Annotated in this window: 24 protein-coding genes and 1 pseudogene; 6 read left to right on the forward strand and 19 right to left on the reverse strand. The window is 60.0% G+C overall.

What is annotated here, in order from left to right; translation table 11 throughout:
* Positions 1-5: 5 nt before the first annotated feature.
* The gene (hpaD, locus tag JOE65_RS10960) at positions 6-1,076 is read left to right on the forward strand and encodes a 3,4-dihydroxyphenylacetate 2,3-dioxygenase (protein WP_205163230.1); all 1,071 of its coding nucleotides are present in this window, start codon (positions 6-8) and stop codon (positions 1,074-1,076) included.
* Between the two features lie 464 nt (positions 1,077-1,540).
* Here hpaD and JOE65_RS10965 read toward each other — a convergent pair whose 3' ends face one another.
* A complete protein-coding gene (locus JOE65_RS10965; RefSeq protein WP_205163231.1) occupies positions 1,541-2,914 on the reverse strand; it encodes an MFS transporter in 1,374 nt (457 codons plus the stop codon).
* Positions 2,915-3,153: 239 nt separating this feature from the next.
* Here JOE65_RS10965 and JOE65_RS10970 point away from each other — a divergent pair, with 239 nt between their 5' ends.
* On the forward strand, positions 3,154-3,873 hold the full coding sequence (locus JOE65_RS10970; protein ID WP_205163232.1) for an IclR family transcriptional regulator: 720 nt from the start codon (positions 3,154-3,156) through the stop codon (positions 3,871-3,873).
* Position 3,874: 1 nt separating this feature from the next.
* Here the strand turns inward: JOE65_RS10970 and JOE65_RS10975 are convergent, their stop codons facing one another.
* The 5 genes and pseudogenes from JOE65_RS10975 to arsB form a co-directional block, all read right to left on the reverse strand.
* Entirely contained in the window at positions 3,875-5,107 is a 1,233-nt protein-coding gene (locus tag JOE65_RS10975) for an MFS transporter (protein WP_205163233.1), read from the reverse strand.
* 78 nt (positions 5,108-5,185) lie between these two features.
* A pseudogene (locus JOE65_RS10980) lies at positions 5,186-5,884 on the reverse strand (hypothetical protein); the annotation flags it as partial.
* Between the two features lie 185 nt (positions 5,885-6,069).
* The gene (locus JOE65_RS15515) at positions 6,070-6,270 is read right to left on the reverse strand and encodes a hypothetical protein (protein ID WP_338021620.1); all 201 of its coding nucleotides are present in this window, start codon (positions 6,268-6,270) and stop codon (positions 6,070-6,072) included.
* Positions 6,271-6,301: 31 nt separating this feature from the next.
* Entirely contained in the window at positions 6,302-6,718 is a 417-nt protein-coding gene (locus tag JOE65_RS10985; RefSeq protein WP_205163234.1) for an arsenate reductase ArsC, read from the reverse strand.
* Entirely contained in the window at positions 6,715-7,806 is a 1,092-nt protein-coding gene (gene arsB, locus JOE65_RS10990; protein ID WP_338021621.1) for an ACR3 family arsenite efflux transporter, read from the reverse strand. The genes JOE65_RS10985 and arsB overlap by 4 nt, the downstream gene beginning before the upstream one ends.
* 116 nt (positions 7,807-7,922) lie before the next feature.
* Between arsB and JOE65_RS10995 the strand changes: the two genes are divergently transcribed.
* Positions 7,923-8,312, forward strand: a complete 390-nt coding sequence (locus tag JOE65_RS10995; protein WP_205163236.1) for an ArsR/SmtB family transcription factor — start codon at positions 7,923-7,925, stop codon at positions 8,310-8,312.
* A 33-nt stretch (positions 8,313-8,345) separates the two neighbouring features.
* Here the strand turns inward: JOE65_RS10995 and JOE65_RS11000 are convergent, their stop codons facing one another.
* The 3 genes from JOE65_RS11000 to JOE65_RS11010 form a co-directional block, all read right to left on the reverse strand.
* Positions 8,346-11,411: an AAA family ATPase gene (locus JOE65_RS11000; RefSeq protein WP_205163237.1), complete on the reverse strand. Its 3,066-nt coding sequence runs from the start codon at positions 11,409-11,411 to the stop codon at positions 8,346-8,348.
* Positions 11,408-12,574 (reverse strand): exonuclease SbcCD subunit D, encoded by a 1,167-nt coding sequence (locus tag JOE65_RS11005; protein ID WP_205163238.1) that lies wholly within the window; start codon positions 12,572-12,574, stop codon positions 11,408-11,410. The genes JOE65_RS11000 and JOE65_RS11005 overlap by 4 nt, the downstream gene beginning before the upstream one ends.
* Before the next feature lie 62 nt (positions 12,575-12,636).
* On the reverse strand, positions 12,637-13,584 hold the full coding sequence (locus JOE65_RS11010) for an MIP/aquaporin family protein (protein WP_205163239.1): 948 nt from the start codon (positions 13,582-13,584) through the stop codon (positions 12,637-12,639).
* Between the two features lie 126 nt (positions 13,585-13,710).
* Between JOE65_RS11010 and JOE65_RS11015 the strand changes: the two genes are divergently transcribed.
* Entirely contained in the window at positions 13,711-14,772 is a 1,062-nt protein-coding gene (locus JOE65_RS11015) for an ADP-ribosylglycohydrolase family protein (RefSeq protein WP_239536695.1), read from the forward strand.
* Between the two features lie 3 nt (positions 14,773-14,775).
* Here the strand turns inward: JOE65_RS11015 and JOE65_RS11020 are convergent, their stop codons facing one another.
* The 8 genes from JOE65_RS11020 to clpS all read right to left on the reverse strand — a co-directional run bounded on the left by JOE65_RS11020 (position 14,776) and on the right by clpS (position 20,750).
* Positions 14,776-15,768, reverse strand: a complete 993-nt coding sequence (locus JOE65_RS11020) for a 3'-5' exonuclease (protein ID WP_205163240.1) — start codon at positions 15,766-15,768, stop codon at positions 14,776-14,778.
* A gap of 12 nt (positions 15,769-15,780) precedes the next feature.
* Positions 15,781-16,452: a DedA family protein gene (locus JOE65_RS11025; protein ID WP_205163241.1), complete on the reverse strand. Its 672-nt coding sequence runs from the start codon at positions 16,450-16,452 to the stop codon at positions 15,781-15,783.
* 56 nt (positions 16,453-16,508) lie between these two features.
* The gene (gene rdgB, locus JOE65_RS11030) at positions 16,509-17,132 is read right to left on the reverse strand and encodes an RdgB/HAM1 family non-canonical purine NTP pyrophosphatase (protein WP_205163242.1); all 624 of its coding nucleotides are present in this window, start codon (positions 17,130-17,132) and stop codon (positions 16,509-16,511) included.
* A 3-nt stretch (positions 17,133-17,135) separates the two neighbouring features.
* Complete coding sequence (rph, locus tag JOE65_RS11035; RefSeq protein WP_205163243.1) at positions 17,136-17,945, reverse strand: ribonuclease PH; 810 nt, start codon at positions 17,943-17,945, stop codon at positions 17,136-17,138.
* Positions 17,946-17,986: 41 nt separating this feature from the next.
* Positions 17,987-18,784: an MBL fold metallo-hydrolase gene (locus tag JOE65_RS11040; protein ID WP_205163244.1), complete on the reverse strand. Its 798-nt coding sequence runs from the start codon at positions 18,782-18,784 to the stop codon at positions 17,987-17,989.
* Positions 18,781-19,758, reverse strand: a complete 978-nt coding sequence (gene murI, locus JOE65_RS11045; RefSeq protein ID WP_205163245.1) for a glutamate racemase — start codon at positions 19,756-19,758, stop codon at positions 18,781-18,783. Before murI ends, JOE65_RS11040 begins: the two co-directional genes overlap by 4 nt.
* 83 nt (positions 19,759-19,841) lie before the next feature.
* A complete protein-coding gene (locus JOE65_RS11050; RefSeq protein ID WP_205163246.1) occupies positions 19,842-20,408 on the reverse strand; it encodes a DUF2017 domain-containing protein in 567 nt (188 codons plus the stop codon).
* A 36-nt stretch (positions 20,409-20,444) separates the two neighbouring features.
* Positions 20,445-20,750, reverse strand: a complete 306-nt coding sequence (gene clpS, locus JOE65_RS11055) for an ATP-dependent Clp protease adapter ClpS (RefSeq protein ID WP_205163247.1) — start codon at positions 20,748-20,750, stop codon at positions 20,445-20,447.
* 88 nt (positions 20,751-20,838) lie between these two features.
* Here clpS and JOE65_RS11060 point away from each other — a divergent pair, with 88 nt between their 5' ends.
* Together JOE65_RS11060 and JOE65_RS11065 are read left to right on the forward strand one after the other, a co-directional pair.
* On the forward strand, positions 20,839-22,191 hold the full coding sequence (locus JOE65_RS11060; RefSeq protein ID WP_205163248.1) for a nicotinate phosphoribosyltransferase: 1,353 nt from the start codon (positions 20,839-20,841) through the stop codon (positions 22,189-22,191).
* A complete protein-coding gene (locus JOE65_RS11065) occupies positions 22,188-22,796 on the forward strand; it encodes a nicotinamidase (protein ID WP_205163249.1) in 609 nt (202 codons plus the stop codon). Before JOE65_RS11060 ends, JOE65_RS11065 begins: the two co-directional genes overlap by 4 nt.
* Before the next feature lie 7 nt (positions 22,797-22,803).
* Here the strand turns inward: JOE65_RS11065 and JOE65_RS11070 are convergent, their stop codons facing one another.
* Positions 22,804-24,591, reverse strand: a complete 1,788-nt coding sequence (locus JOE65_RS11070) for a DEAD/DEAH box helicase (protein WP_205163250.1) — start codon at positions 24,589-24,591, stop codon at positions 22,804-22,806.
* A 90-nt stretch (positions 24,592-24,681) separates the two neighbouring features.
* Entirely contained in the window at positions 24,682-24,990 is a 309-nt protein-coding gene (locus JOE65_RS11075; RefSeq protein ID WP_205163251.1) for a DUF3039 domain-containing protein, read from the reverse strand.
* Between the last annotated feature and the right edge of the window lie 19 nt (positions 24,991-25,009).

Raw genomic sequence — 25,009 nt, forward strand, 5'->3', positions numbered from 1 at the left:
CTGAGATGAATACTTCATTGCCCACTCCCCCGGATGTTCTGCGGTGCGCCTACGCGGAGCTGATCGTCACAGACCTCGTGAAATCTCGCGAGTTCTACGTGGATGTTCTGGGATTGGTCGTCACCCATGAGGACGACGACGCCATCTACCTCCGCGCCTTCGAGGAGTACCTGCACCACTCGCTGATATTGCGTAAGGGGCCCGAGGCCGCCATGTCGGTCATGGCCTATCGTGTTCGTTCTGAGGCCGAGCTGGACGTTGCCGAGGAGTACTACCGTGCTCTCGGCGTGCGGGTAGAGCGCATGGCCGCCGGTCACACCCGCGGTATCGGCCAAGCGGTCCGGATCGAGGATCCGCTGGGCTTCCCCGTCGAGTTCTTCTACGAAGCTGAGCATGTGGAGCGGTTCACCCGGCGCTACGATGTTCATGGCGCAGGCGCAATCTCCCGGCTAGATCACTTCAACGTGGTCACCCCTGATGTCGGCGCGGCGCGCGAATATTACGAAGGGCTGGCGTTCAAGGTCTCCGAGGATATCCGCGGCGGCGACGACGATAACAACACTGTCTACGCCGCGTGGATGTACCGTAAGCCAACGGTCCATGACGTAGCGCTCACCGGCGGAGACGGACCCCGCATGCATCATATTGCGTTCGCTACCCATGAACGGACGCAGATTCTGCACCTGTGCGATCATCTGGGGGCGCTACGGCAGTCCGACAAGATTGAGCGCGGTCCCGGACGCCACGGGGTATCCAACGCGTTCTACCTCTATCTGCTGGATCCGGATGGCCACAGGATCGAAATCTACACGCACGACTACTACACGGGGGATCCGGATAATCCAACCCTGACGTGGGACGTGCATGACAATCAGCGACGCGACTGGTGGGGCAGCCCCGTGGTGCCAAGCTGGTACTCCGAGGCATCTAACGTGCTGGACCTCGACGGCAACGTGCGCGAACTGGTCCACCGTGAGGAGTCTCGCGAAGCTGACGTGACCATAGGCGCTGACGGATTCTCTTACACCCGCGAACCCGGTGAAGAAAAGGGTTTCAAGGTGGGCTCGCAGGTTTAACAGGGCTAACAGTGCACGAACACGAAAAAGCCGAAACACCGGAGGCTGGGGAAGCTCGGGTGTTTCGGCTTTTCGTTTGCCGTGGGCCGTAGCCCAGGCTGTGTGGTGAGCTTGTCTCGGTAAGCTCTACAAAAAGAACAATACGGGTGTTATGGATGCCACGCTATGGGTACTTCTACCCATCCACGCATTTGCTTTGTAAGCATAACGAGTGCTATGCACCATGCTGATTCGGCGTGAGATTAGTGTTAAAAGAGATAGCCGGAACATCAGAGGCTGGGGAAACTCTGGCGTTCCGGCTATCTATCGTCCCTGACAAAGTCTGGGATGGTGGTTGGGGCTTGTCGGTAGCCCCTTCCTCACTGACAACTATAAATAACTAGGCTCCAGTCCGCGATGGGGAGAACTACCCATGTGGCTAGTTTGCACCCACCCCGGATCAGGAGTATGTCTCACAATCGGACTTAGTCAGCAGCTTTTTCAGCGGTTGCTTTCCTGTTCCTGGCTTCAAGTGAGCCGATCCGCAGATCCGCCCCCCTGGTTTCCTTGGCGAGAATGACTCCCACTGAAGAGATCACACACAGGACCATGATGTAGATCCCTACCGAGCCAGACCAACCCGTGGTGATGAGCAGCCACTGGGCAATCGTAGCTGCGAAGGCTCCACCGAAGATGGCACCGAGCGCATACCCAATGGAGATGCCGGAGTAGCGGATGTTTGCCGGGAACATTTCGGCATACATCGCAGACATGGGGCCGTAGGAGAAGCCAAGCCCAATCGTCAGGACAAAGAGGCCCACACCATAAAGGACAATGTTTCCGGTGTCGACCAGCATGAACATCGGAATCATCCACACGAACATGATGGCGTACCCGAACAGGAAGGTCTTGACACGACCAATGTGATCGGAAATCCAACCTCCCAGCAGTGTGAAGATCAGCCACCCGAAGGACGCCAGAGTTGTGGCAAGCAATACCTCCGGCAACGGAAGCTCTAGCGTCTTGGTTGCGTAGGAGATGAAGAAGGCGATCACCAGATAGCCCGCGGCGTTGTTACCGATGAAAATCATGCAGGAATAGAGCACCTCGCGCCAGTGATGGCGGAATAGGCTTCGCAGCGGGGTGTTACTTTCGGCCTTGCGTTCAGAGAGCTCTTTGAACACCGGGCTCTCCTCAACCGTGCGGCGGATCAGGTACCCCACCAGAATCAGCACAATGGAGAGCAGGAACGGCAGGCGCCAGCCCCATTCTTTGAAGTCCTCCTCGGACATCCCTACCCGCAGGAAGAACAGCAACCCGGTGGCCAGTATCATTCCTATCGGCACACCGATCTGCGGAAAGGCGCCAAAGAGCCCACGCTTCTTCAGTGGTGCATGCTCAACGGCCATCAGGGCGGCGCCACCCCACTCGCCACCGGCGGAGAAGCCCTGAATAACCCGCAGGAGAACAAGCAGGATAGGAGCCCAGATGCCGATGCTGGCGTACGTTGGCAGTAAGCCGATCAGGGCGGTCGCGGCCCCCATGGTGACGAGGGTAAAGACCAGCATGGGCTTGCGTCCGATCCGGTCCCCCAAACGGCCAGCAACAATGGCCCCGAGTGGACGGAAGAAGAAGCTGATGCCGATCAGGGCGAAAGACAGAATCTGTGCCAGGCCCGGACTTTCCTCGTTGAGTGGCGTGAGGAATAGCGGCGCGAGCAGTGTAGCCGTGAGCTGCGCAAATATGAAGAAGTCATACCACTCGATGGTGGTGCCAACCAAGGTACCTGCGAGTACTTTGCGCTCCTCCTTCCGCTGGCGTGCTGCCGGCAGTGGAACCGCGTGCGACGGTGCAGTCATTCGAACTCCAGAATTGTGTGAACGGTTACTGACCGACAGTTCGGTCAGTATTTAATAACGTGATTGAGATCATACCGCCGAAAGCCCCCGAATATGCTCCCGACGGCGTAGTAAGTGCATTTTCTCCGCAATAATTCGCGCGATGCACCTTTCGCGTGAGTGTTCGATATTTGAACACCAAGTTCTCATATCGAGTACTGTGATGATCAGGACCACAGTCCCCGCGACCAGGAGAGCAGATGAATCCCTCAGCCACAGTCCAAGAAAAACCCCTGCACAGCCAGACTCTGTCAAGGGGAATCCGAGCCCTTGAAATTCTCACCGAAGCGGACGCTCCCATGACAATCGCAGGGCTGTCGGAAGCCCTCGGAGTTCACCGGTCCATTGCGTACCGCATACTCCGCACGTTGGAGGACCATTCGCTCGTGGTGAGGGACGACGCCGGCCGGGTCCAGGCCGGCGTCGGCTTGGCAGCTCTGGCACGGGGTGTGTCCCGTGACCTTCAAAGTGCTGCGCTGCCTGAACTCACCCGCTTGGCAGAGTCTGTGGGAACGACGGCGTTCATTGCAGTATGGGATCAACACGGCTGCGTAACGCTCCTGACAGTGGAGCCAAGGCACCCCGCTGCCACACTGGTGCAACGCCCCGGAACACGGCATCCCTTCAGCTCCGGAGCTCCTGGAATTGCCATTCAGTCAGGCCTGTCTGATGAAGAGTGGCAGCGTCTCGCACCAGGAGAGCCGTACCGCCAAGAAGCTATCGAGGCACGTGAACGCGGCTACGCCCTCAGTCATGACGAGGTAATTCCCGGTGTTTCCTCGATCGCAGCCCCGATTCGTATTCCCGGGCAGTTGCCGGCGTCCATCGCCGTTGTCTACCTGAACCAACGCGACGACGTCAACGAACTGGGAGCAGCCCTGTCCAAGGCTGCATCGGCGATCGAGACGCAGCTGCGATAGCTCAGGCTTTACGCCGACGCAGGACCACAAACATGATGCTGCTCAGCACCAGCAGTGCGAGTGCCGCACCAACGGACACCGTGAAGCCCGCGGTATAACCCGACTTCTCAGAGATGCTTCCGGATAGAGAAGCCCCCAGTGCCGTACCTGCAACGATGCCGCTTGCCAGCATGGTCATAACGGTGCCCATGAGTTTTCTTGGCGCGACCACTGAACCAATACTGAAAATGGTCACCATCGTGGGGCCTACCGGGATACCCAGAATAAAGAGAACAACTAGCATCGGGACAAGATCGTTCGCCAACAGCAGCATCGCGGACAAAGCAGCCATGGTTGCAGATGCCGCGATCCACCGGAGCTGATAGGAAATGCTCCGACGCCAGAACGCTACCGAGAGGGCAGCGGCAGCCGAGCTCAGACCCATGACTGCATAGAGCAAACCGGCCGTGGTCGCCGCACCGAAAGTGCCACCGAAGGCAAAAAGGGTCGTTTGCGTGGCGCCAAAGAACGTACCCATAGACACCATGCCCAGGACCGGTATCGCCACCAGGAGCCAGTTGGTCCTCGGAGCAGACGCATCGCGCTTCCGTGCGGATGCACCTAGTTTTCGCAGGGGCACAACGTTGTTGACCGTGGGATGGATTGCAAATGCCGGGACCATGGTGAGCGTGATGACAGCAGCGAGCACCAACGGTAACCACGGCGTGATCAAGCTCGCCAAGAGTCCTACCACTGCCGGTCCAAGCACAAAAGTCAGTTCATCCGCGGTGCTCTCATACGACAATGCAGTGTCCAGGTCTCGTGCTGAGTCTTCAGTGCTGCCAGATGCCATAGCCATCCAACGGACTCTTGCCAGCGGACCCACCTGCGGGCACGTTCCACCCATCAGGAACGCTGCGGACAGGAAAATCAAAGCCCCCGAACCGCTGTAATCAGAGACCAGATAACTGCTGACCACGAGCCAGGCAATGAACAGCGTATTGATAAACGCGGAAAGCAGTAGAACGGGGCGTTGCCCGAAGTGATCGGCCAGGTAACCGAGAATGGGGGCCCCCAGGGCCGAGCCGATTCCGACGGCCCCGGCGGCAAAACCACCGACAGCATAGGAGCCACTGACCGCGATCAACAGGGTGCCGGCACCAATGGTGAGCATGGCCAGCGGAACGCGCGCCACGAATCCAATGGGAAGGAAAGATTTACCGGCAAGCTCCGGCAGGCGGGAAAACAGGTTCATGATCTCTCAGGTACGGCTGATCGCGCATCGTCCCCCCTCCCGATGCGCACTACCCGGTGACCTGTCAATCCTACCGCCTTACGCGCTCCCGCAGCTCTTCTGCGCGGAGACCAACTCAGCGTGACCATGCAGGGTCCCGGTGGCGAAACCAATGTTTCCTGGATTCGACGTTCCGCAGCAGGAATCGGCCAGGTCGGTGGAGCACACACCAGATTCAGGTAGTTGCAGTTCCACCAGATCCGCTGCCGCGCGGTCCCCTGCCAGGTAAGCTGCGATCGAGCGGACCTGCTCGTACCCGGTGGCCAGGAGAAAGGTCGGTGCCCTACCGCAGCTTTTCATGCCCACCACGTAGAAGTTAGGTTCCGGATGCGCCAAGACACGCTCACCGTGCGCGGTGACCGTGCCGCAACTATGGAATTCGGAGTCGATGAGCGGGCCGAGCGCTCGTGGGGCTTCCACTATCTGATCCAGATCCAATCGAAGCTCGGTTAGGGGTTTCAGATCGGGGCGGAAACCGGTGGCGGGAACCACTAGGTCTAGCCTGAGCAGACGCCCGTCGGCGAGGTGGACCGTCAGTTGCTCCCCGACAACCACGGACGAGACGGAAACATTCTCGAGGAGTGTGATGTCTTCGTTCTCGACAAAGCGGTCCTGATCGGCACCCATGGGGTCGGGCAGCGGTGACGTGATGAATCCTGCGACTTTGGCTTCGATTTCGCCGATAGCCTCGATGCCCGAACGCCCCACCGGATTGGGGGTATTCCAAGTGCCGGATGCGTCAATAACGGCACGGCCCAGAACGTCCTCGGTTCCCGTCGCAGTTTCGATACGGACCAGGAAGAGAGAGTCCTCACGGCCCTGCGATCGAGTCCTGCCTACGCCCTTACCTTGAGGTTGAACACGGGTAACCTTCGTAACACGGTGCCCGTAATTCACGATGGGCGCGAGTGCGGGGTGAGCCGCTAGAGGCTCCAAATACTCGCTGACCATGTCCGCCCCAGTGGGGAGAAGAGTTTGATATGGCCCCACTGTTGGATGGTAGCGCCAGCAGCAGGCCCTGCTTCAAGCACGCGAACTCCCTGTTGGCCTTCGATGAGGTGCGCGGCGGCGGCCAGTCCGATGGGGCCGTCACCGATGACAATCACAGGGTATGTCTGGTTCATGTTCTTCTCCTGTTGGTGAAGTGAGGTGCTTCTATTGGGTGGCCGGTAGTAGCTCGGAGATAAGAATTTCAACACGGGCGCGAATTTCGTCCCGAATTGGGCGCACCGCTTCAATGCCTTGACCCGCGGGGTCATCGAGCTTCCAGTCCTCGTAGCGCTTGCCGGGAAAAATGGGGCAGGTATCCCCGCATCCCATGGTGATGACCACGTCCGATTCCTTGACGGCCGCCGTGGTCAAGATCTTGGGAACCTCAGTGGACATATCCAGGCCTGCTTCGTTCATGGCGGCGACGACGGCGGAGTTCACAGTGTCGGCGGGGGCCGTGCCAGCGGAGCGGACCTCTATTTGCCCTGCCGAGAGGTTCATCAGGAAGGCTGCGGCCATCTGTGAACGTCCGGCATTGTGGACGCACACGAAGAGGACGGAAGGCTTGGTGTTGGTGTTCATGCGGTGACCTTCTGCGGGGTGGTAGTGGTGAAGAACTTCCGGGACCAGAGCGCGACGTAGACCAGAGCCACGAGGACGGGGACCTCGATGAGAGGGCCGACGACGCCGGCCAGGGCTTGCCCGCTGGTAACACCGAAGGTGGCGATGGTCACCGCGATGGCCAGTTCGAAATTGTTGCCCGCAGCCGTGAAGGCGAGGGTGGTGGTGCGCTCGTATCCCATGCGCAGGCCACGGCCGATGAGCATGCTCGCACCGAAGACCACCGCGAAGTAAATCAGCAGAGGCAAGGCGATGCGTGCGACATCCAGGGGTTTGGCGATGATGGTGTCTCCCTTCAGGGCAAAAAGAATCACGATGGTGAACAGCAGGCCGTAGAGTGCCCAGGGGCCAAGTTTCGGCAAAAACTTGTTCTCGTACCAGTGCCGTCCTTTGGCTTTTTCGCCGAGGGTTCGGGTGAGGAAGCCGGCGACCAGCGGGATTCCTAAAAAGACCAAGACGGAGGCCGTGATGGCCCCGATGGAGAATTCGGCGCTGGTCGTGGGTAGTCCGAGCCACCCGGGCAGCACCTGCAGGTAAAACCAGCCCAGAACACCGAAAGCGAAGACCTGGAAGACAGAATTGATGGCAACCAGGACGGCTGCTGCTTCTCGGTCGCCGCAGGCCAGGTCGTTCCAGATCAAGACCATAGCGATGCAGCGGGCGAGCCCAACGATGATCAACCCCGTTCGATACTCTGGCAGGTCGGCCAGAAACAGCCAGGCGAGGACGAACATGAACGCCGGAGCCAACAGCCAGTTGATCACCAGGGACGTGATCATCAGCTTCTTATCACTGATGACCCGATGGGTTTCGTTGTAGCGAACCTTCGCTAGTACCGGATACATCATCACCAGCAGACCCAGCGCTATGGGCAACGACACTCCAGCGACTTGGATGGAATCCAGCACATTGCCCAGTCCCGGGATGAGCCGCCCCAGCCCAAGTCCGAATGCCATAGCCGCCAAGATCCATACGGCAAGGTAGCGGTCAAGGGTGGACAGCTTGGCAGTTAAGTGCCCCGTTTCAGCGGACGTCGCGGTGGTTGTCACAGTAAATTCTCTCCAGTCGTTAGACATCGACTAATCTCGATGTCTTGAGTATGATGACGTATATCGACGATTGTCAATCTCTCGACGACGAGTAAAACGAAAGCGAGGTAAGGTACATGCTTCCACCAGTGGTCGCTGCAGCAACAAGCACAAGGGCTCCCGTGGATACCTCAAGCGCACCGGCAGCTTCGTGCTGCGTTTCCTCCCACGGACACGAATCCTTGCTTGGCGCGGAGGCTGAGGTCCTCGCCCTTCGATTCAAGGCGCTGGCCGATCCCAACCGCTTGCGCATCCTCTCGATCATCTCCTCCAGTCCGGAAGCGGAGACGTGCGTCTGCGACCTGTCCGAACCGCTTGATCTGGGGCAGCCCACGGTGTCGCATCACCTGAAAATTCTGGTGGAGGCGGGCCTGCTCAACCGCGAAAAGCGCGGAGTCTGGGCATACTACTCACTGGTCCCGGGGGCACTGGCTGCCCTAGCTGCCACTTTGACTCCGAGGACCTGACCGTGCGCTCCATCAACAGAACAATCCACACCCTCAGACGCTGAGCTCCCGAAACCGGATGCTCGATCCCGTCCGTTCTTTGACGACCTCCAGCTGGGCCGTGATTCGCTGCTTCATCTCGGCGACGTGGCTGACCAGCCCGACGATGCGCCCACCGTCACGCAGACCTTCCAGAGCGTCCATGACCTGCTCCAGAGATTGTTCATCCAAGCTTCCAAAGCCTTCATCGACGAACAGCGTCTCCATTTCCACACCGCCGCTTTCCTGCTGGACGACGTCTGCCAGGCCCAGGGCTAGAGCCAACGAGGCCATGAATGACTCGCCTCCTGAGAGCGTGGAGGTATCACGGCTCGCTCCGGTCCACTCATCCGTGACATGCAACGACAGGCCGGATTTTCGGTTGCCCGATCTGGCATCACTGTGCACCAGTGCGTATCTGCCATCTGTCATGGCTGCCAGACGCTCGGTGGCTGCGATGGCAACCTGTTCCAGCCGTGCAGCGAGAACATAGGTCCCCAACGTCATCCGGTACGTGTTGTCTCCGCCTCCACGTGCTGTTTCTGCCAACTCTCCCAGCAGCTCCCACTGCTGGCGAAGAGGCTCTGCATCACGTTCCAGCTCCTCGTACTTCATCACATGCCCGGTGGCCTGCGTCACCGACTCTGCGAGGATCCCTGCCTGCACCCGCGACTGGGTGTAGTGCTCCTCTGTACTCTGGGCCACTTCACGCAACTCCACGAGACCAGCCTGGTCCAGGATTGGGACCGCCTTCTCTTCGTCAGCACGAGCAGCCTGGACTACGATCGAGTCCCCGAGCGCATCTACCTCAATGTGCTCGCGCAGACGGGCCGCGTCCTGTTCTTCGAATGACCGAACGGTAGGTGGGTCTAGACGTGCCATCCGCGCATCACTCACCGATGCGAATCCTGCATGGGCAAGTTCGGACATCAGATGTGCCTCGGCATCCGTTGCTGCCTCCCGGCCGGCCCGAGCACGCCCTGCAGCCTCCCGGGCCTCGTCGAGCTGATCACGGTACTGGGCAACTGCACGTTTTCTTTCCGCAAGAGTGTTGTGTCCTGCCCTGAGGTCAAGCAAACGGCCTTCGAGGGTGGTGATGTCTTTCTCCAGGTGTCCCAGTCGCTGCCTGGACTCCGCCAGAGAGTCCTTCAAAGTGCTACTCAGTTCTTCATCTTCCCGGATTTGCTGATCGATCCCAGATACGCGGAGCTGAACGTCCGCTAGGTCAATGGCCGCAGTTCGTGCGGTCTGAACCGCGTTCTGTGCGGAGGCGACGGCACCTGCGACGGTTTCAGAGGATTGGTCTCCCCCACGCGCAACCAGAGCCGATATTTCCTCCCTGACCAGCGACAATTTGGCAGCGACAGACTCCAGTTCGGATTCCGCAGTGTCCTGGTCTTGTCTGGCACGATCTTCATCCTCCTTTGACACCAGAGAGCCATCGCCGACGACCGCCGGGGCGGGGTGGATCTGACTTCCACATACTGGACAAGGGCGATCATCGAGCAAACGGCTCGCTAGCTCCGCAGAGGCCTGTTCCAGCCGTGTTCGCATGAGAGCTAGACAGAACGCCTTCTTATCCAGCGCTGTCTCCTTGGCCTGCACATGACGACCGCGGATATCTTCGGCCAGAGCGATGCGCGCAACGTTCTCCGCAACGGCTTTCTCTTGCAAAAAGGCGCTTTCCAGGGCCTGTTCGGCTACCTTCAGGCTGTTGGCCGCAGGGACCAGTTCAGCCGATTTTTCTTCCAGGTCCTTCTTCGTTTGACGCCTTTGGTCGAGCCCTGTCAGCAGTTCCGCATGCCGGCGTCCATCCTTCTGCACAGATTCCTGCAGCGACCGCCGCTCCTGGATGAATCCGTGGAGCCGGTGCTCATCGGGAAGGCCCGCTTCGATGGCACCGAGTGTACGGCCAGCAGCCCGAGACTCCGCGGTGAGTACATCCTCGAGAACTCGCTGACCATGGTGTGGCCCGGCGATCCATAACGAATTCTGGTTCAGGCTCTGGCGTCGAGCGGCTGTGTCCTGCTCGCGGGCCGTCGCAACCTTCAGCGCCTCCTCGACCCGGTGGAAAGAAGATGCAAGGGCCTCTGCTTTTCGGTGCAGTTGGAGGGCCGTAGAAATATCTGCTGCCTGGTCCTGCGCAGAGTTCCACGCGTGACGCCGCCGACGGTACTCGTTCAGAGCCTCGCGCCGCTCACATCGGGACTGCGCCTCCGATGAGGCGCTCCGCGCGGACTCCATCTGAACTCGATGTTCTTGCGCGCTCGCTAACATTGCGGCAGCAACCGACTTCAACTGCTCCAACATGGCGGACACCGTTAGCGATGTTGTTTCTCCAGTTGATGCATCCTCCGGGCCGGTTATTGCAGAACCCTCTATCTCGTGGTTCCCGGCCCAGGACCCGGCATGAGCACTCCACGCTTCCACAGCTCTCTGGCGGGTACGTTCGAGCTCGGATTGACGATCCTCCCAGACCGACCGTGCACGGGCAGCTTCTGCTCCGAGCTGTAGCTCTATTTTTTCAAACCGGTCCGTGTTGAATAATTGTTGCAAAAGATCACGCCGGGACCGCGCGTCAGATCGCAAAAAAGCTGCAAAATCTCCTTGTGGCAACATGACTACTCTTGTGAACTGCTCGCGGTTCATGCCGAGAATCGCTGTGATCTCGGCAGCCGCCTCGTCGTTTCGAGCAGATTTTTCCACCCAGGCGCCATCAACCCATTCGCTGAGTAGCGTATGCGCCTGTTCAGTGGTGGTGCCACCTCCGCGCCTCGATGGCCGCGACCACTGCGGGTTGCGCACCACGTTGAAGCGACGTCCCCGAGCCGAGAACTCGCAGACCACTTCCGGCGCAGTCTCTGCATCGGCATGGTCGCTCCTCAGGCGTCGACCCTCCTGGCGTGCACCCGGAACAGATCCATAGAGCGCATAGCAAATAGCGTCCAGGATGCTCGTCTTGCCAGCGCCGGTAGGGCCATTGAGCAAGAACAAACCATGTGCACCGAGAGCATCAAAATCGACGACTTCTCTGCCCGCAAAAGGACCGAAGGCCTGAATCTCCAGCGAATGAATCCTCATGCTCCAACCTCCGAGGAACGGACGGTCTCCAGAACACGCGTCAACGTCTCAGCCTCCTCTGTTGACGCCTCCCGGCTCCGGACATGCTCTAGGAATCCGCAGCAGACATCGAGGTCATTCTCCGCCTCCGCCAGCTTCTGGCTGTAGGTAGCCTGCTGGGCAGGAGCACCGCCCTCCGGGGCGAACGCCAGGACAAGTGTGTCAGGGAACCTGGTCCGCACAGTCTCCATAGCCTTGGCGGGACGCTGCCGGTCTGTCAGCGTCACCTGGCAGTACGCTTCCTGTTCTGGGACGTAGTCCGGGTTGGAGAGAATGTCCTCCAACGTTCCCTTCAAAACGGCCAGCGGCTTCAATGCCGACCACGAGACAGGCTCCACCGACGTCACACCAGAGTGATCCACGTCGACCACATAGCCGCCCTTGATCTGCCGCGCCTCAGAAAATGAATAGGGCAGCGGCGATCCCGAGTATCGAACCGAATCGCTGAGCCGTTGTTGCCCGTGCAAGTGGCCCAGCGCCGAATAGCTGAAGTCATCAAACAGGTCCAGCGGCACGGCCCCAACACCGCCTACGCTCAGATCCCGCTCGCTCTCCGAGGTGATGCCCCCGCTGGCGAACGTATGCGCCATGACGATGGAGTGGATGACCGTATCTGGACATTGCTGCCGGCGCGCGGCAAGGTCTTCACGCACCCGGGAAAGGGCACTCCCAGTCACCGCGGCGTGGTGCGGTTCAGCAACAAGTTCCTGCGCGCACAGCCGCGGCTCCAGATAGGGGACGCCGTAAACCGCAACCTCGAACGCAGCTCCTCGAAAGATAACGGGCCGGGCAAGCTCGCTCACGGTGGTTCGCAGGTGAACGCCGCCACGTTCCATGATGCCTGAGCCGAATCCCAACCGGACCGCTGAATCGTGATTCCCGCTACTGATAACCACCGACGCCCCGACCGCCCGAAGGCGCACCAATGCTTCATTGAGCAGCCGCACGACGTCGACACCGGGCAGGGCTCGGTCATAGACATCCCCGGAGACGAGGACAACGTCCACCGCAGAGTTCCTAACAGTTTCTACCAGTTGGTCGATGAATGACCGCTGGGCTTCCAGCATGCCGACACCGTGAAATGAACGGCCCAGATGCCAGTCCGAGGTATGAAGAAAGCGCATGTGAAGAAACTACCGCGTCAGACTGACGTTTTACTTAGCACCTGCGACACTGCTTCTTACCGCTACTGTTTTCCGGAGTCGGCTCTGGTGTTGTCCTGATCAAAAAAGGAGCGGGCATCCTGATCAGAAGTCGTACCCGAAGCCGCTGGGACGTCGTCGGCTTCCGCCTCCGCTTCCGCCTCCGCCTCCGCCTCCGCTTCCGAGGATGGCTCATCCGTCGTCACCGTACCTGCGGCCATGGGCATCTTGAAGACGTCTATGCTGCGATAGATCAGACCCGCGATGGCCGCACCCAACACGGGCGCAGCCCAGAACATCCACAGCTGGCCCAGCGCCCAGTCCTCAGAGAACAGGGCGGCCGCAGTGGAACGTGCAGGGTTGAGCGATCCGTTGCTCAAGGGGATCAGGAACGTCAGCAGAGCGATATAGGCAAACCCGATGGCGAACGGTGCCAACGCTCGGCTCCTCCCGGGCGTAGTTGAGGCCAGGAAAACGGCGACAAACACGGCCGTCGCCAGGACTTCAGCAAGAAGAACCGATGCCAGGGGGAACAAGTTTGGTGAATGTTCCCCGAAGCCATTCGCGGCAACTGAGAAGAGCGCAGACGTCTCAGGGATCTGAGGATGGCCCACCAGCATTGCCCACAACATGACGGACGCCACTACCGCGCCAACGAGCTGGGCAACGACCAACGGCAGCACCTGTACCCAACGCGTACGTCCTGCGATGGCACTGCCGAGCGTTACGGCCGGGTTGAAATGGGCGCCCAAGTAACCGAAGGCAAGATAGGCAACGATGAGGGCGAAACCAAAGGCCATCGCCGGACCAAAACCTGCCTGGGCGTTGAACATGGCCACACCCAAGCCGGCCAGCACCAGCAGGAATGAACCCGCTGCTTCCGCGGCCAGCCGGTGAAGCAGCGGCCTCGCCCGTGAGTCATGAGGCTCGACGGCACGTTCCCTGGCTACTTCTGATTCGGCGGTGGAGGTTGGGTCAGTTTCAACTGGCATGGTTGGCAGGTGTCCTTTTCTCGGTTCTACGGCGGCAAACTCACCCATCGTGCCATGCGACTCTGCGCGTCCGCTGGGAGGGTCCGCACAGCAACGTAGTACAGATCAAGAGAATAAACTTATTTCATGCACACCCATGAGATGTCCTTGGCCGACCGAGTACGCGGCTGTCTGACCGGCGGCGCCCTGGGTGATGCCCTGGGCCACCTGGTGGAAGATGCCCGCTGGAACCATATCCGTCAAGATGACCGGGAGCAGCGGCTGAACAGTCCGGAAAACGTATCAGGACAGTTGCTGGTCACAAACGTCACTCAGATGACTTTGTACACCGTGGACGGGCTGCTGGAGGCACTCGAATGGGCCAACGATGGGGTTCAATCCGACGAAACTGCAGGTCTGTGGCTAGCCTATCTCCGCTGGCTCGCAACGCAGTCCGAACAGCCGCCGTCGTCCGCGCCATCCCAACCAGCCCGGTGGATTGACTTTCACGACGTACTGCACCATCGGCGCTCACCGGACAACGTGTGCATCTCCGGACTCATGAGCGGAGACATGGGGACTATAGCCCGCCCGGTCAACGTCGAATCCACAGGCAACGGGTCGCTTATGCGCTCTGCCCCTATCGGGCTGATTCCTCACATGCCCCAAAAAGCACTGTCCCGTCTGGCCATCAACGCCTCCGCCCTCACCCACGGACACCCCGGCGCACACCACAGCGCAGCAGTCTTTGCACTGGTGATCAATGACGTGGTTCATGGCGGACATGACATCCCGGCCGCACTGGAACGTGCAGTGGAACGCGCAGCGGAGGGCCCTGTCCCGGAGCTGGAGCAGCGGCTGAGAGCCGCCGTCGAACTGCCCGCCGATTCAGGATCCCCGGATCCCACGTCACTGACAGGAGCACTCGGCGGAGGATGGGTGGCAGAGGAAGCACTGGCCATTTCGTTCCACGCCGCGCTGGCGGCGGAACGCCTCGGTGGAAGCCCTACAGACAAATTCCGAATGGCGCTGCGCATTGCTGTCAACCACGACGGCGACAGCGGCTCCACCGCCTCCATGGCGGGAAGCATTATGGGCGCCGCCTACGGAACGGCAGCGCTGCCAGATGACGGGGCACCGTTACTGGATGTCGCCGCAGTCCTGAGCGAGGCCGCCGAGCGCTTCATCAAACTGACAGGCCTGAGGTAAGCGTCAGCTCCTTCGCGACCCGTCGAGCAGGTTCAAAAACGCGGACTCGGTCAGCACGTCAATCCGCTGACCTCGCTCCTGAAGATCAAGAACGCGTCTGGCCTTACCCGTCAGGCGGCCGTTGCGAAGGTCTTCGGCAGAAAAGCCATCGCCCACTACGAGGACAGTTGTTGCCCGGGTAACGTTGCTGGCAGCTTGGGCGCCGACGTCGGCTGCCCGCTGTTTGGCCACCGGACGGCTGATTCCGAGGTTCCCCGTGAAAACAATCGTCTGACCATACAGAGGATGCTGACGCGGCGCTCTCACGTTGGCGCGCGGGTTCTCGCCCTCTTCCGGCCAGCCTGTCCAGAAATCAACCGCACCGCCAGTAGCCAGCTTTTCCCGTGCCGTCCGCGTTGCTTTGGAGAGCAAGGACTCCCCCGGCCGATAGGCCTCCATGGTCGAGGCCTGCAACTGCTGCGAGGCAAACAGCTCGGCCAGACTCGAGGACTGGTTACGGGCTGCGATATCAATCAGAATGCCCGCGCAAGCCCTGGCGTCCTCCACGGCGTCGTGATGGTTGATCAGCGGAACGCCTGCCGCCGCAGCCACAAAAGGAAGAGAGTACGAATCCAGTGTGTAATTACGGCGCGAAAGCGTCACCGTGCAGGTGTAATCGTAGGCAGGACCGGCAAGTTCGGAAACCTCCAGCGCAGAACGAATAACTCCCATATCAAAGGCCGCGTTGTGAGCCACCACCAGATCTGCACCGATGAAAGCGCCGATTTCCGGAAAAACTTCACCGAAACGGGGAGCTGCAGCAACAGCGTCAGGACGAATTCCGTGAATCCTGACATTCCGCGGATCGAAATGATCAAACCCCTCCGGCGGTCGCATGAGCCAGGACGTTTCCTCAACGATCTGACCGTCTCTGACCTTGCTCAAGCCGATAGAGCATGGCGAACCCCGGAAACCGTTGGCGGTTTCAAAGTCTATGGCTGTGAATTCTATGGACATCTGCTCAGGCCGTCACTGTGGTCCCGGCCGGTTCTTACGGATTTTTGACACCACGTAAGCCACAAGAGCCAGAACGACGACGACGATCACGATCTTCTGGAAAATTCCGGCATACCCCTCGACAAGATGCCAGTTCTCCCCCAGATAGAAACCGGCAAGAACAAAAATCACGTTCCAGATCAGGCTTCCCGCTGTTGTCAGAGCCAGAAACTTCCAGATATGCATCCGTTCGATACCTGCCGGAATTGAAATCAGACTCCGGAAAATGGGAATCATCCGGCCAAAAAAAACGGCCTTGTACCCGTGTCTGATAAACCACGCCTCGACTTTCTCGACGTCGGCTACGTCCACGAGCGGAACAGCCCTGACAACTTTCCACATGCGATCGCGTCCAAGCCAGGCACCGATCCCGTAGAGCGCCCACGCACCGAAGACGGACCCCATTGTTGTCCAGAAAATTGCCTCGAACAGGGTGAAGTCGCCGCGACTGGCGGTGAAACCAGCCAGCGGGAGGATGATCTCGCTGGGCAGCGGCGGAAAGAGGTTCTCCAACCCCACCAGCAAACCAGCTCCCGGCGCGCCGATGGTCTCCATGACATCCACAGCCCAACCTGCAACACCGCCAAGCGAGGGATCCTGCGAGGCCGTGTTCACCTGCCGTGGAACGGACTGGAGTACGGACATGGTCATGATCATAAAAGCTGCCTTATCGACGATGGGAAACGTGTGAAAACGCCGGTTCAGCGCAAAGCATTGACAATATGGGGTAGCAACGCGCGAAAGGCCTGCCCCCGATGGCTGATCTCGTTCTTCTCGGTGGCGCTTAGTTCAGCGCAACTACGAGTTGTGCCAGTGGGCATAAGGATGGGATCGTAGCCGAAGCCGCCGTCCCCTCTGGGCGCGCGGAGGAGGCTGCCGCGCAGTTCCCCGCGCGTCACATTCTCGGAACCGACGGACACCACGCTCGCAGCACAAACAAAAGCCGCGCCCCTGTGCACCTCGTCGATGTCGGCGAGCTGATCCAGCACCAACCTCAGATTCGCTTCGTCATCGCCATGGCGCCCGGACCAACGGGCGGAGAAGATCCCGGGGGCACCGCCAAGAACATCAACGGTGAGCCCAGAGTCATCAGCAACAGCAACCAGGCCGGTGGCCGCTGCAACTGAGCGCGCTTTCAGTAGCGAGTTCTCCTCGAACGTCACACCTGTTTCGGGAACGTCCGGCGCCCCTGCCGCCGCTGCATCGATCACCTGAGTGTCGACGTCGAGCCCGGGTACCTGGCCCCGCAGGAGCTCCCTGAACTCCCTGAGTTTTCCAGCGTTTCGGGTGGCTAGAACAAGCCGCGGTTCCGCAGTCTCTGGCACCGGCTACTCTCCCAGCGTTCTACGCTGGATCTGGGCCAACTGGGCAGTTCCCAGCAGAGCAAGGTCCAGCAGCTCATTCAATTCATCCCGGTCGAAGGGTGCTCCCTCCGCCGTTCCCTGAACTTCCACGAACTTACCGCTTCCGGTGACGACCACGTTCATATCCGTTTCGGCCCGCACATCCTCAACGTACGGCAGGTCCAGCATGGGAACGCCGTCAATAATGCCAACGCTGACCGCCGCGACAGTGTCCGTCAGCGGCTCGGCCTTGCGGGAAATGAGCTTGTTCTCCCGCGCCCAGTGCAGGGCATCGGCGAGCGCCACATAGGCGCCGGTGATCGCAGCGGTACGTGTTCCGCCGTCGGCCTGTAGCACGTCGCAGTCCAGGACAATGGTGTTCTCCCCCAGAGCCTTGGTATCGATGACGGCTCGCAGGGAACGCCCGATGAGGCGGGAGATTTCATGGGTCCGCCCACCGATTTTCCCTTTGACGGATTCGCGAGCGGAGCGCGTGTTCGTGGCTCGTGGGAGCATGGCGTACTCGGCCGTGACCCACCCGGTACCCTCACCTTTGAGCCAGCGCGGAACCCCCGCGGTAACTGAGGCCGTGCACAGCACCCGGGTGTTGCCAAACTCGATCAAGGCGGATCCTTCTGCCTGATTGGACCATCCACGCGTGATGCTGATATTACGCAGCTGGTCTGGGCCACGGCCGTCTGCCCGGAGACTGTTCCGGGCGGTGGAATCAGCGCCGGGGGCCGGTGGCTGGTTCTTGGTGGAAGCGGACGATGAGTCTGAACCGTGTGCAGTCATGGGTCAAGTCTACTGGGATGGCGACGGTAGCTGACCGACCGTTACACCTCATAGGAGACGCCGGCGACGGCGACGGCCAGATCGCCGGTGTAGCTTTCCCTTGCCTCGGCAACGGTAACCACGGCGTCGTTCCATACTGGAATGTGCGTCAGCAACAGTCTCTTGGCGTTGGCGACAGTTGCTACTGCACCGGCGCGCTTACCGGTCAGGTGAACTCCGGTGACGGCGTCGTCGCGCCCTTCATGGAAAGCAGCTTCACACACAAAAACGTCGACGTCCCGAGCCGCATCCTCAAGACCTGGACAGGCATCAGTATCGCCAGAATATGCCAGCACACTGGTGGAAACGTTTCCCGCTGGGTCAGTTTCGCGGGCTTCCACCCGCAGTGCATACGCCTCATCAACTGGATGCAACGCCGGGAAGGGTGTGATGGTGAAGGGCCCAAACTCAACGGGCTTTTCCAGCTCCCAGACGTGGAAATCGAAGTCCTCTGTCATGCCCGGGTCTGGATCGAGGCCGTATGCGGTGGCCATTCTGTGAGCGGTAGCTGCCGGTCCCCACACTGGTACGCGCGGACGGCCCCAACCGTTCGGGTCCCAATGGATCGCCACGTGAAGGCCGCAAAGGTCCATGCAGTGATCGGGATGAAGGTGGCTGAGAAACACCGCGTCGATGTCCCGCAGGTCCATATAACGCTGGACGGCGCCCAGTGCACCATTGCCCAGATCCAGAAGAATTTTCCAGTCACGTTCGCCGTCGTTGGCGGTCAGGAGATAGCACGACGCCGGCGACTGGGGACCGGGGAATGAACCGCTGCACCCTACGATGGTCAGTTTCACCGGAGTGTGTCCTGTTCCACCAGATGCGCAAGGCTCTCCCCTGCCTCAGCACCTGGATCTGCTGTGGTCCTATGCATTAGCTTCATGCTTCCTGCCGGGTACTGTGTGGAAACCTTGGCAACCTGTTCCACCCGCAATACTTCTGGGCCCAGGAAGCGGCGGGCCAGAACCTCGAAGGAGGCTGCGTCGCCGGTCGCCAAAAAGTGATGGCCCGGACTTGTGTGGTTCTGCCGCATGAGCGAATTTCGGGCGAGCGACCGGTAAACGTCCTTGGCCGTCTCCTCAGCGCTTGAGACGAGGGTGACTTCCTCTCCCATGACGTAGGAGATGACCCCTGTCATCAGCGGATAGTGCGTGCAACCCAGAATCAGGGTGTCGATGCCAGCAGTCTTCAGTGGTTCCAAATACTCCTCTGCCGTCGCGAGAAGTTCCGGTCCTGCTGTAATTCCAGCTTCGACGAAATCGACAAACCGTGGACAGGCCGCGGTGGTGATGTGTAGTTGGGGTGCCGCTGCGAACGTGTCTTCGTAGGCCCTCGAACCGACAGTCGCGTTGGTTCCAATAACACCGATCCGACCAGACCGTGTGGCCGTGACAGCACTGCGGACCGCCGGTTGGATGACCTCGACAACGGGAATGCCGTAGCGGACGGTGTATCGCTCACGGGCATCCCTGAGCACGGCTGAGGACGCAGAGTTGCAGGCAATGACCAGTAGCTTCACGCCGGCGTCGACCAGCTCATCCATGACGCCCAGGGCATTCGCCCGCACCTGGGCTATCGGCAAAGGACCATATGGAGCATTGACGGTATCTCCGACATACAGGATCGATTCACCGGGTAACTGATCAATCACAGCCCGAGCAACTGTGAGTCCCCCGACTCCTGAATCGAAGATGCCGATTGGCGCCTCTGTGCTGGCAGCACCTTTGCCCTCGTGGTGGCTGGTCTGGAACTGGTTCTCATTGGTGGACATGATCCTCCGAGGATATGCGTCCGCGTCCGGACTTGGGAATTTCAGGCAGCGTTCCGTTCGTCACACTACGGTGTCACTGCCCTTCAGCTGACGTCGTCGAGCCCCTCCAACATGGCCTGCATGAGGGTTTCCTGCAGCCATGTCACGAAGTTATAGACGAGCGCCAGATAAGTGTCTACGTCGTCGGCCTTGGACCAGTCATCAATCCCGTGGAGGCGTTCGGCGTCTTCATCCGATTCGATCCCCAACCGGTCCGCCAACACGAGCCGGACGTCATTGAGCGCCTTCGCCACCACGTGCGCCTGCTCATCCGAGAAAGCCGCTTCTCGTTTTTCAATCAGGAGCGCAGCTCCCCGTAGGGCGCCGATTTTGCTCTCTCGTAGCGACCGTTCGGTCAAGCGCCTGAATTCAAGAGCTTCATCGTCGTCGTTGCCCACGGCATGAGGAAGGAGTCTCAACAGCGCCGAATCCTCAGGAACCCGGGCCTGCCCATCTACCCCGACCATTGCCGCCAGTGGATCTTCGTTGGCTGGCTCGTCTGGTTCCAGCATCGCTATGACATCTTCGAACAGCCTCCGCAGCAGCTGCCGCTCTCCGGGTTCCAGATATCCGGAGATTCCCCGCCGGTTTCGCTTGAACGCTTTGGCCATTCTACTTCCTCGTTTCCGCTGAATTCATGAGAGGCACTACGGCTGATCTGCGCGCTGGTACGTTGCCCACAACCCGTGGGAATGCATGGCCAGCGTGTCCTTCTCCACCTTCTCCCGGCTGCCAGTCGCAACAACAGACCGACCCGCTTCGTGGACCTCCAGCATCAACGTATTGGCCTTCGACTCCGAATAGCCAAAGTAGCTCCTGAACACATAACTGACGTAGCTCATGAGGTTTACCGGATCATTCCAGACGATAACCACCCAGGGCACGTCACTGAACGTCAGCTCTTCGCTGCGGGTTTCAACCTCGGACTCCCTCACAGGGGTACTCACGGACATGCTTGCCAGTGTAATAGCCCGGGACTGAACCCGCCGAACCTCGCCTCGAGGCTGTAGGAAAAACTCTCTCGGGGCTACAGTTCTGGGTGTGAGTATTTCAAGTGCCTGGACCCCGCCGAATTCCGCCCTCTACACGGATCACTATGAGCTCACCATGCTCCAAGCCTCGCTCCACTCGGGGACTGCGCACCGACGTTCCGTTTTCGAGGCGTTCGCCAGACGGCTCCCAGAGGGACGACGATACGGTGTTGTCGGCGGTACAGGGCGTCTGCTCGAGGCCCTAGAGACTTTCAGCTTCGACGATGCCCAGCTGGCACACCTATCCAATACAGGCGTGGTCAATGACGAGACGCTGAAATGGCTCTCTGATTACCGTTTCAGCGGTAGCATCCAAGGCTACGCGGAAGGTGAGGCATACTTTCCGAACTCGCCAATCCTGACGGTGGAGTCAACATTCGCCGAGGCCTGCATCCTGGAGACACTTGTCCTGTCCATCCTCAACCATGACAGTGCTATCGCATCAGCGGCCTCACGGATGACCGGTGTTGCCGGCGACCGTCCCTGCTTCGAAATGGGATCACGGCGAACCCATGAAGAATCCGCCGTCGCCGCCGCCCGGGCTGCTATCATCGCTGGCTTTGCCGGCTCATCCAACCTTGAGGCCGGCCGCCGATACGGCATACGTACCATCGGGACGGCGGCGCATTCCTTCACGCTCCTCCACGATTCGGAACGGGAAGCCTTCGCCGCCCAGCTCGCTTCGCTGGGTAACGAAACGTCGTTGCTCGTGGACACCTACGACGTCGAGCAGGGTGTCCGGACCGCCGTGGAACTCGCCGGATCTGCCCTCGGGGCAGTCCGGCTGGACTCCGGTGATCTGGTGGCCCAGGCGCAGTGGGTCCGGGGGCTCCTCGACGATCTGGGTAACCACAACACCCGGATCATGGTCACTTCGGATCTGGACGAATTCGCCATAGCGGCGCTGGGTTCTGCCCCCGTAGATTCCTACGGCGTGGGGACATCGCTCGTCACCGGTTCTGGACACCCCACAGCTGGCATGGTCTACAAGCTTGTCGCGCGGGAGAACGACGACGGCACTTTCGTCTCCGTCGCCAAGGCCTCCAAGGGCAAAGTCAGCGTAGGCGGACGCAAAGACGCCATGCGCCGTCGAAACTCCACTGGCCGCGCCACTGCGGAAGTGATCAGCATCGACACAGACCATATGAACGACGGCGATGACCGGCAGCTTCTGCATGAGTTCGTCATCAGGGGTGAGCTGCTGCCCGGTTGGACGGGTCCGGCGGGCGTCAACCGAGCAACCGAACGTCATCGGGATTCCACCGCTGAACTCCCTGACAGCATTCACCGCCTTCAGCGTGGAGAGCCGGTCATTCCCACCGAATACGAGTTCGCACAACACCACAAAGAGGAGCACCAATGAGTACTGCACTGCTGATTGTCGACGTCCAGAATGACTTCTGCGAAGGAGGGTCGCTGGCTGTGCCTGGCGGAGCGGCCCTCGCGCAACTCATTAGCGATCACATCGAGAACAACCAAGACCGCTACGACGTCATTGCTGCCACACAGGACTGGCACATCGAACCGGGCAGCCACTTCTCAGATACACCGGATTTTGTAGATTCTTGGCCGCGGCACTGCGTAGCTGGAAGCAGCGGAGCTGAACTTCATCCGGAACTGGATACAGAGCATATTGACGCCTGGTTTCGAAAGGGCGCCTATGAGGCGGCCTATTCGGGGTTCGAGGGCCTGCTGGCCCCAGAGGATGAAGTTCCAACGGGCGAACGCCAGATAGGCGAACCAGAACGCGAAACCATCAGTCTTGACGACTGGCTGCGCAGTAACGATGTTGACACTGTGGAAGTCGTCGGTCTAGCTCTGGACTATTGCGTCCGTGCCACTGCTCTGGATGCCCAACGCGCCGGGTACAACACCGTGGTGTTGAGGGACCTCACCCGCGGTATGGCCGAGGCCAGCATCACCAAGACTCTGGAAGAGCTGGAGGATGACGGCGTCGACGTTCAGTGACGCAGGACTATTTGCGTCCGATGAACCAGTCCTGAAGTTTACCCAGACGCCGTGTGAGTTGGTCCTCATCCGCCTGAGCCACGGCTGGGCCACCGCAGATTCGGCGTAACTCCGAGTGCACCACACCATGAGGCGTTCCGGTGCGGGCGGACCACGCAGAAACATTTTTTGCTAGTTTTGCCCGCAGCTCCGTCAGGCGGCGGTGATCGGCAACGGACGGATTGACTGGTGGAACCTCAGCAGGGCGCTTGCCTCCCCGCCGAGCCAGCTGTTCGCGCTGACGCTCCCTGAGCAATACAGCAACCTGATCGGCGTCCAGCAGCCCAGGGATTCCCAGATAATCCTGCTCGTCCTCGCTGCCTGCGGCTCCGCCAGCTCCGAACTCACCGCCGTCGAATAGTACGCGGTCAAACGATGCCTGTGATTCGAGCGCCTCAAACTTCTGTTTCGTGAGGGAATCAGAAGCCTTCTCCTCCCGGTTCGCTGCCTCCATCAACGAGTCCTCGAGAGCGAACCCTTCCTCGGCAAGGTGATTCTCCGGCCGGTCCAGTGCGTGGTCGCGTTCCAACTCCAATTGGTTGGCCAATTCCATCAGGTTCGGCACTGACGGCAGGAACACAGAAGCCGTCTCTCCCCGCTTGCGGGCACGAACAAACCGGCCCACCGCCTGAGCAAAAAACAGTGGAGTTGCGGTCGACGTGGCATAGACGCCAACAGATAACCGGGGAACGTCCACGCCCTCGGACACCATTCTGACAGCGACCATCCAGCGTTGCTCCCCAGCGGAGAAGTCTTCAATCTTCTGTGAGGCGCCAGCGTCGTCGGAAAGAATCACGGTGGGTGACTGCCCTGTTATTCGCTGCAGCTCTCCCGCGTAGGCTCGGGCATCCTCATGGTCTGTGGCAATAACCATCGCTCCTGCATCGGGAACTGTACGGCGCACTTCTGTCAGCCGTTTATCCGCGGCCGCCAGCACAGAGGGGATCCATTCACCCGTAGGGTTCAGGGCTGTCCGCCACGCCTGCGCTGTGATGTCCTTGGTGACGGCGGCTTCGCCCAGAGATGCCGCCATTTCTTCACCGCTACTTGTGCGCCACCTCATGTGGCCGGAATATGCCATGAACATGACCGGTCTGACCACATTGTCTTTCAGCGCGTCCCCGTAACCGTAAATGAAGTCTGCCTTGGACCGACGGATCCCGTCCTTGTCCTGCGCATACTCCACGAACGGGATGGCGGCCGTGTCCGAACGAAAAGGAGTTCCGGTCAGGGCCAGACGACGGGCGGCCGGCTCAAACGCTTCCCTGATGCCGTCGCCCCACGACAGGGCGTCGCCTCCGTGATGGATCTCGTCCAAGATCACCAGAGTGCGTGCGGCTTCGGTCTTGGCTCGGTGCAGCATCGGTTTGGACGCTACCTGCGCATAAGTTACGGCTACACCGATGAAGCCGCTGCCGTGACGACCGTCGGCATTCTTGAAATTCGGGTCGATGGCCAGGCCCACCTTGGCTGCGGCATCAGCCCACTGCCGTTTCAGGTGGTCGGTAGGGGCGACCACCGTGATTCTGTTGACGACGCCGCGCTCGACCAGCTCCGTGGCAACCCTCAGAGCAAAGGTCGTTTTACCGGCGCCGGGCGTTGCGACCGCGAGAAAGTCTTGCGGCGTGGTCCCAAAATATTTGCCCAGCGCTTCTTCTTGCCACTGACGCAGCTTCGGAGCTGTCCCCCACGCAGCGCGCTCCGGGTATGCCGGTGGAAGTGTTGGCCCCGTGCCGAACAAGGTGTCATTGTTCATGCCTTAGCAGACCCTCCCTGTGCCCGGCTCATCTGGGCACGCCAAAATACTGTGAATCCCCCGGCTGCCCGACGGTTCACAACACGGCATTTACTGATTGGAGTCCTTGTCGTCGCCCCCAGGGCGCAGGCCTTCGAAGATGGCCTTGCAATCGGGGCAGACCGGAAACTTCTGTGGATCCCTCCCCGGGGTCCACACCTTTCCACACAGCGCAATCACTGGGTCACCGGAGAACGCCGACTCCATGATCTTCTCTTTGCGCACATAATGCGCAAAGCGTTCGCTGTCTCCAGGTTCCACCTCCTGACGCAACTCTTCCCTCTCCAGGGTGGCTGTGGAAGTGCCGGGGTTGTCCGACCTGAAGGGGTCAGTTTCTGTGGGGTCCGCAGGCGTACTCATAAGGATATTCTACCTACCC

The organism is Arthrobacter roseus, from assembly GCF_016907875.1.
Classification (GTDB): Bacteria; Actinomycetota; Actinomycetes; order Actinomycetales; family Micrococcaceae; genus Arthrobacter_J; species Arthrobacter_J roseus.

Coding starts and splice junctions, on each gene's coding strand:
- hpaD (WP_205163230.1), top strand. CDS start 6: ATGAATACTTCATTGCCCACTCCCCCGGATGTTCTGCGGTGCGCCTAC.
- JOE65_RS10965 (WP_205163231.1), bottom strand. CDS start 2,914: ATGACTGCACCGTCGCACGCGGTTCCACTGCCGGCAGCACGCCAGCGG.
- JOE65_RS10970 (WP_205163232.1), top strand. CDS start 3,154: ATGAATCCCTCAGCCACAGTCCAAGAAAAACCCCTGCACAGCCAGACT.
- JOE65_RS10975 (WP_205163233.1), bottom strand. CDS start 5,107: ATGAACCTGTTTTCCCGCCTGCCGGAGCTTGCCGGTAAATCTTTCCTT.
- JOE65_RS15515 (WP_338021620.1), bottom strand. CDS start 6,270: ATGAACCAGACATACCCTGTGATTGTCATCGGTGACGGCCCCATCGGA.
- JOE65_RS10985 (WP_205163234.1), bottom strand. CDS start 6,718: ATGAACACCAACACCAAGCCTTCCGTCCTCTTCGTGTGCGTCCACAAT.
- JOE65_RS10995 (WP_205163236.1), top strand. CDS start 7,923: ATGCTTCCACCAGTGGTCGCTGCAGCAACAAGCACAAGGGCTCCCGTG.
- JOE65_RS11000 (WP_205163237.1), bottom strand. CDS start 11,411: ATGAGGATTCATTCGCTGGAGATTCAGGCCTTCGGTCCTTTTGCGGGC.
- JOE65_RS11005 (WP_205163238.1), bottom strand. CDS start 12,574: ATGCGCTTTCTTCATACCTCGGACTGGCATCTGGGCCGTTCATTTCAC.
- JOE65_RS11010 (WP_205163239.1), bottom strand. CDS start 13,584: ATGCCAGTTGAAACTGACCCAACCTCCACCGCCGAATCAGAAGTAGCC.
- JOE65_RS11015 (WP_239536695.1), top strand. CDS start 13,711: ATGCACACCCATGAGATGTCCTTGGCCGACCGAGTACGCGGCTGTCTG.
- JOE65_RS11020 (WP_205163240.1), bottom strand. CDS start 15,768: ATGTCCATAGAATTCACAGCCATAGACTTTGAAACCGCCAACGGTTTC.
- JOE65_RS11025 (WP_205163241.1), bottom strand. CDS start 16,452: ATGTCCGTACTCCAGTCCGTTCCACGGCAGGTGAACACGGCCTCGCAG.
- rph (WP_205163243.1), bottom strand. CDS start 17,945: ATGACTGCACACGGTTCAGACTCATCGTCCGCTTCCACCAAGAACCAG.
- murI (WP_205163245.1), bottom strand. CDS start 19,758: ATGTCCACCAATGAGAACCAGTTCCAGACCAGCCACCACGAGGGCAAA.
- JOE65_RS11050 (WP_205163246.1), bottom strand. CDS start 20,408: ATGGCCAAAGCGTTCAAGCGAAACCGGCGGGGAATCTCCGGATATCTG.
- clpS (WP_205163247.1), bottom strand. CDS start 20,750: ATGTCCGTGAGTACCCCTGTGAGGGAGTCCGAGGTTGAAACCCGCAGC.
- JOE65_RS11065 (WP_205163249.1), top strand. CDS start 22,188: ATGAGTACTGCACTGCTGATTGTCGACGTCCAGAATGACTTCTGCGAA.
- JOE65_RS11070 (WP_205163250.1), bottom strand. CDS start 24,591: ATGAACAATGACACCTTGTTCGGCACGGGGCCAACACTTCCACCGGCA.
- JOE65_RS11075 (WP_205163251.1), bottom strand. CDS start 24,990: ATGAGTACGCCTGCGGACCCCACAGAAACTGACCCCTTCAGGTCGGAC.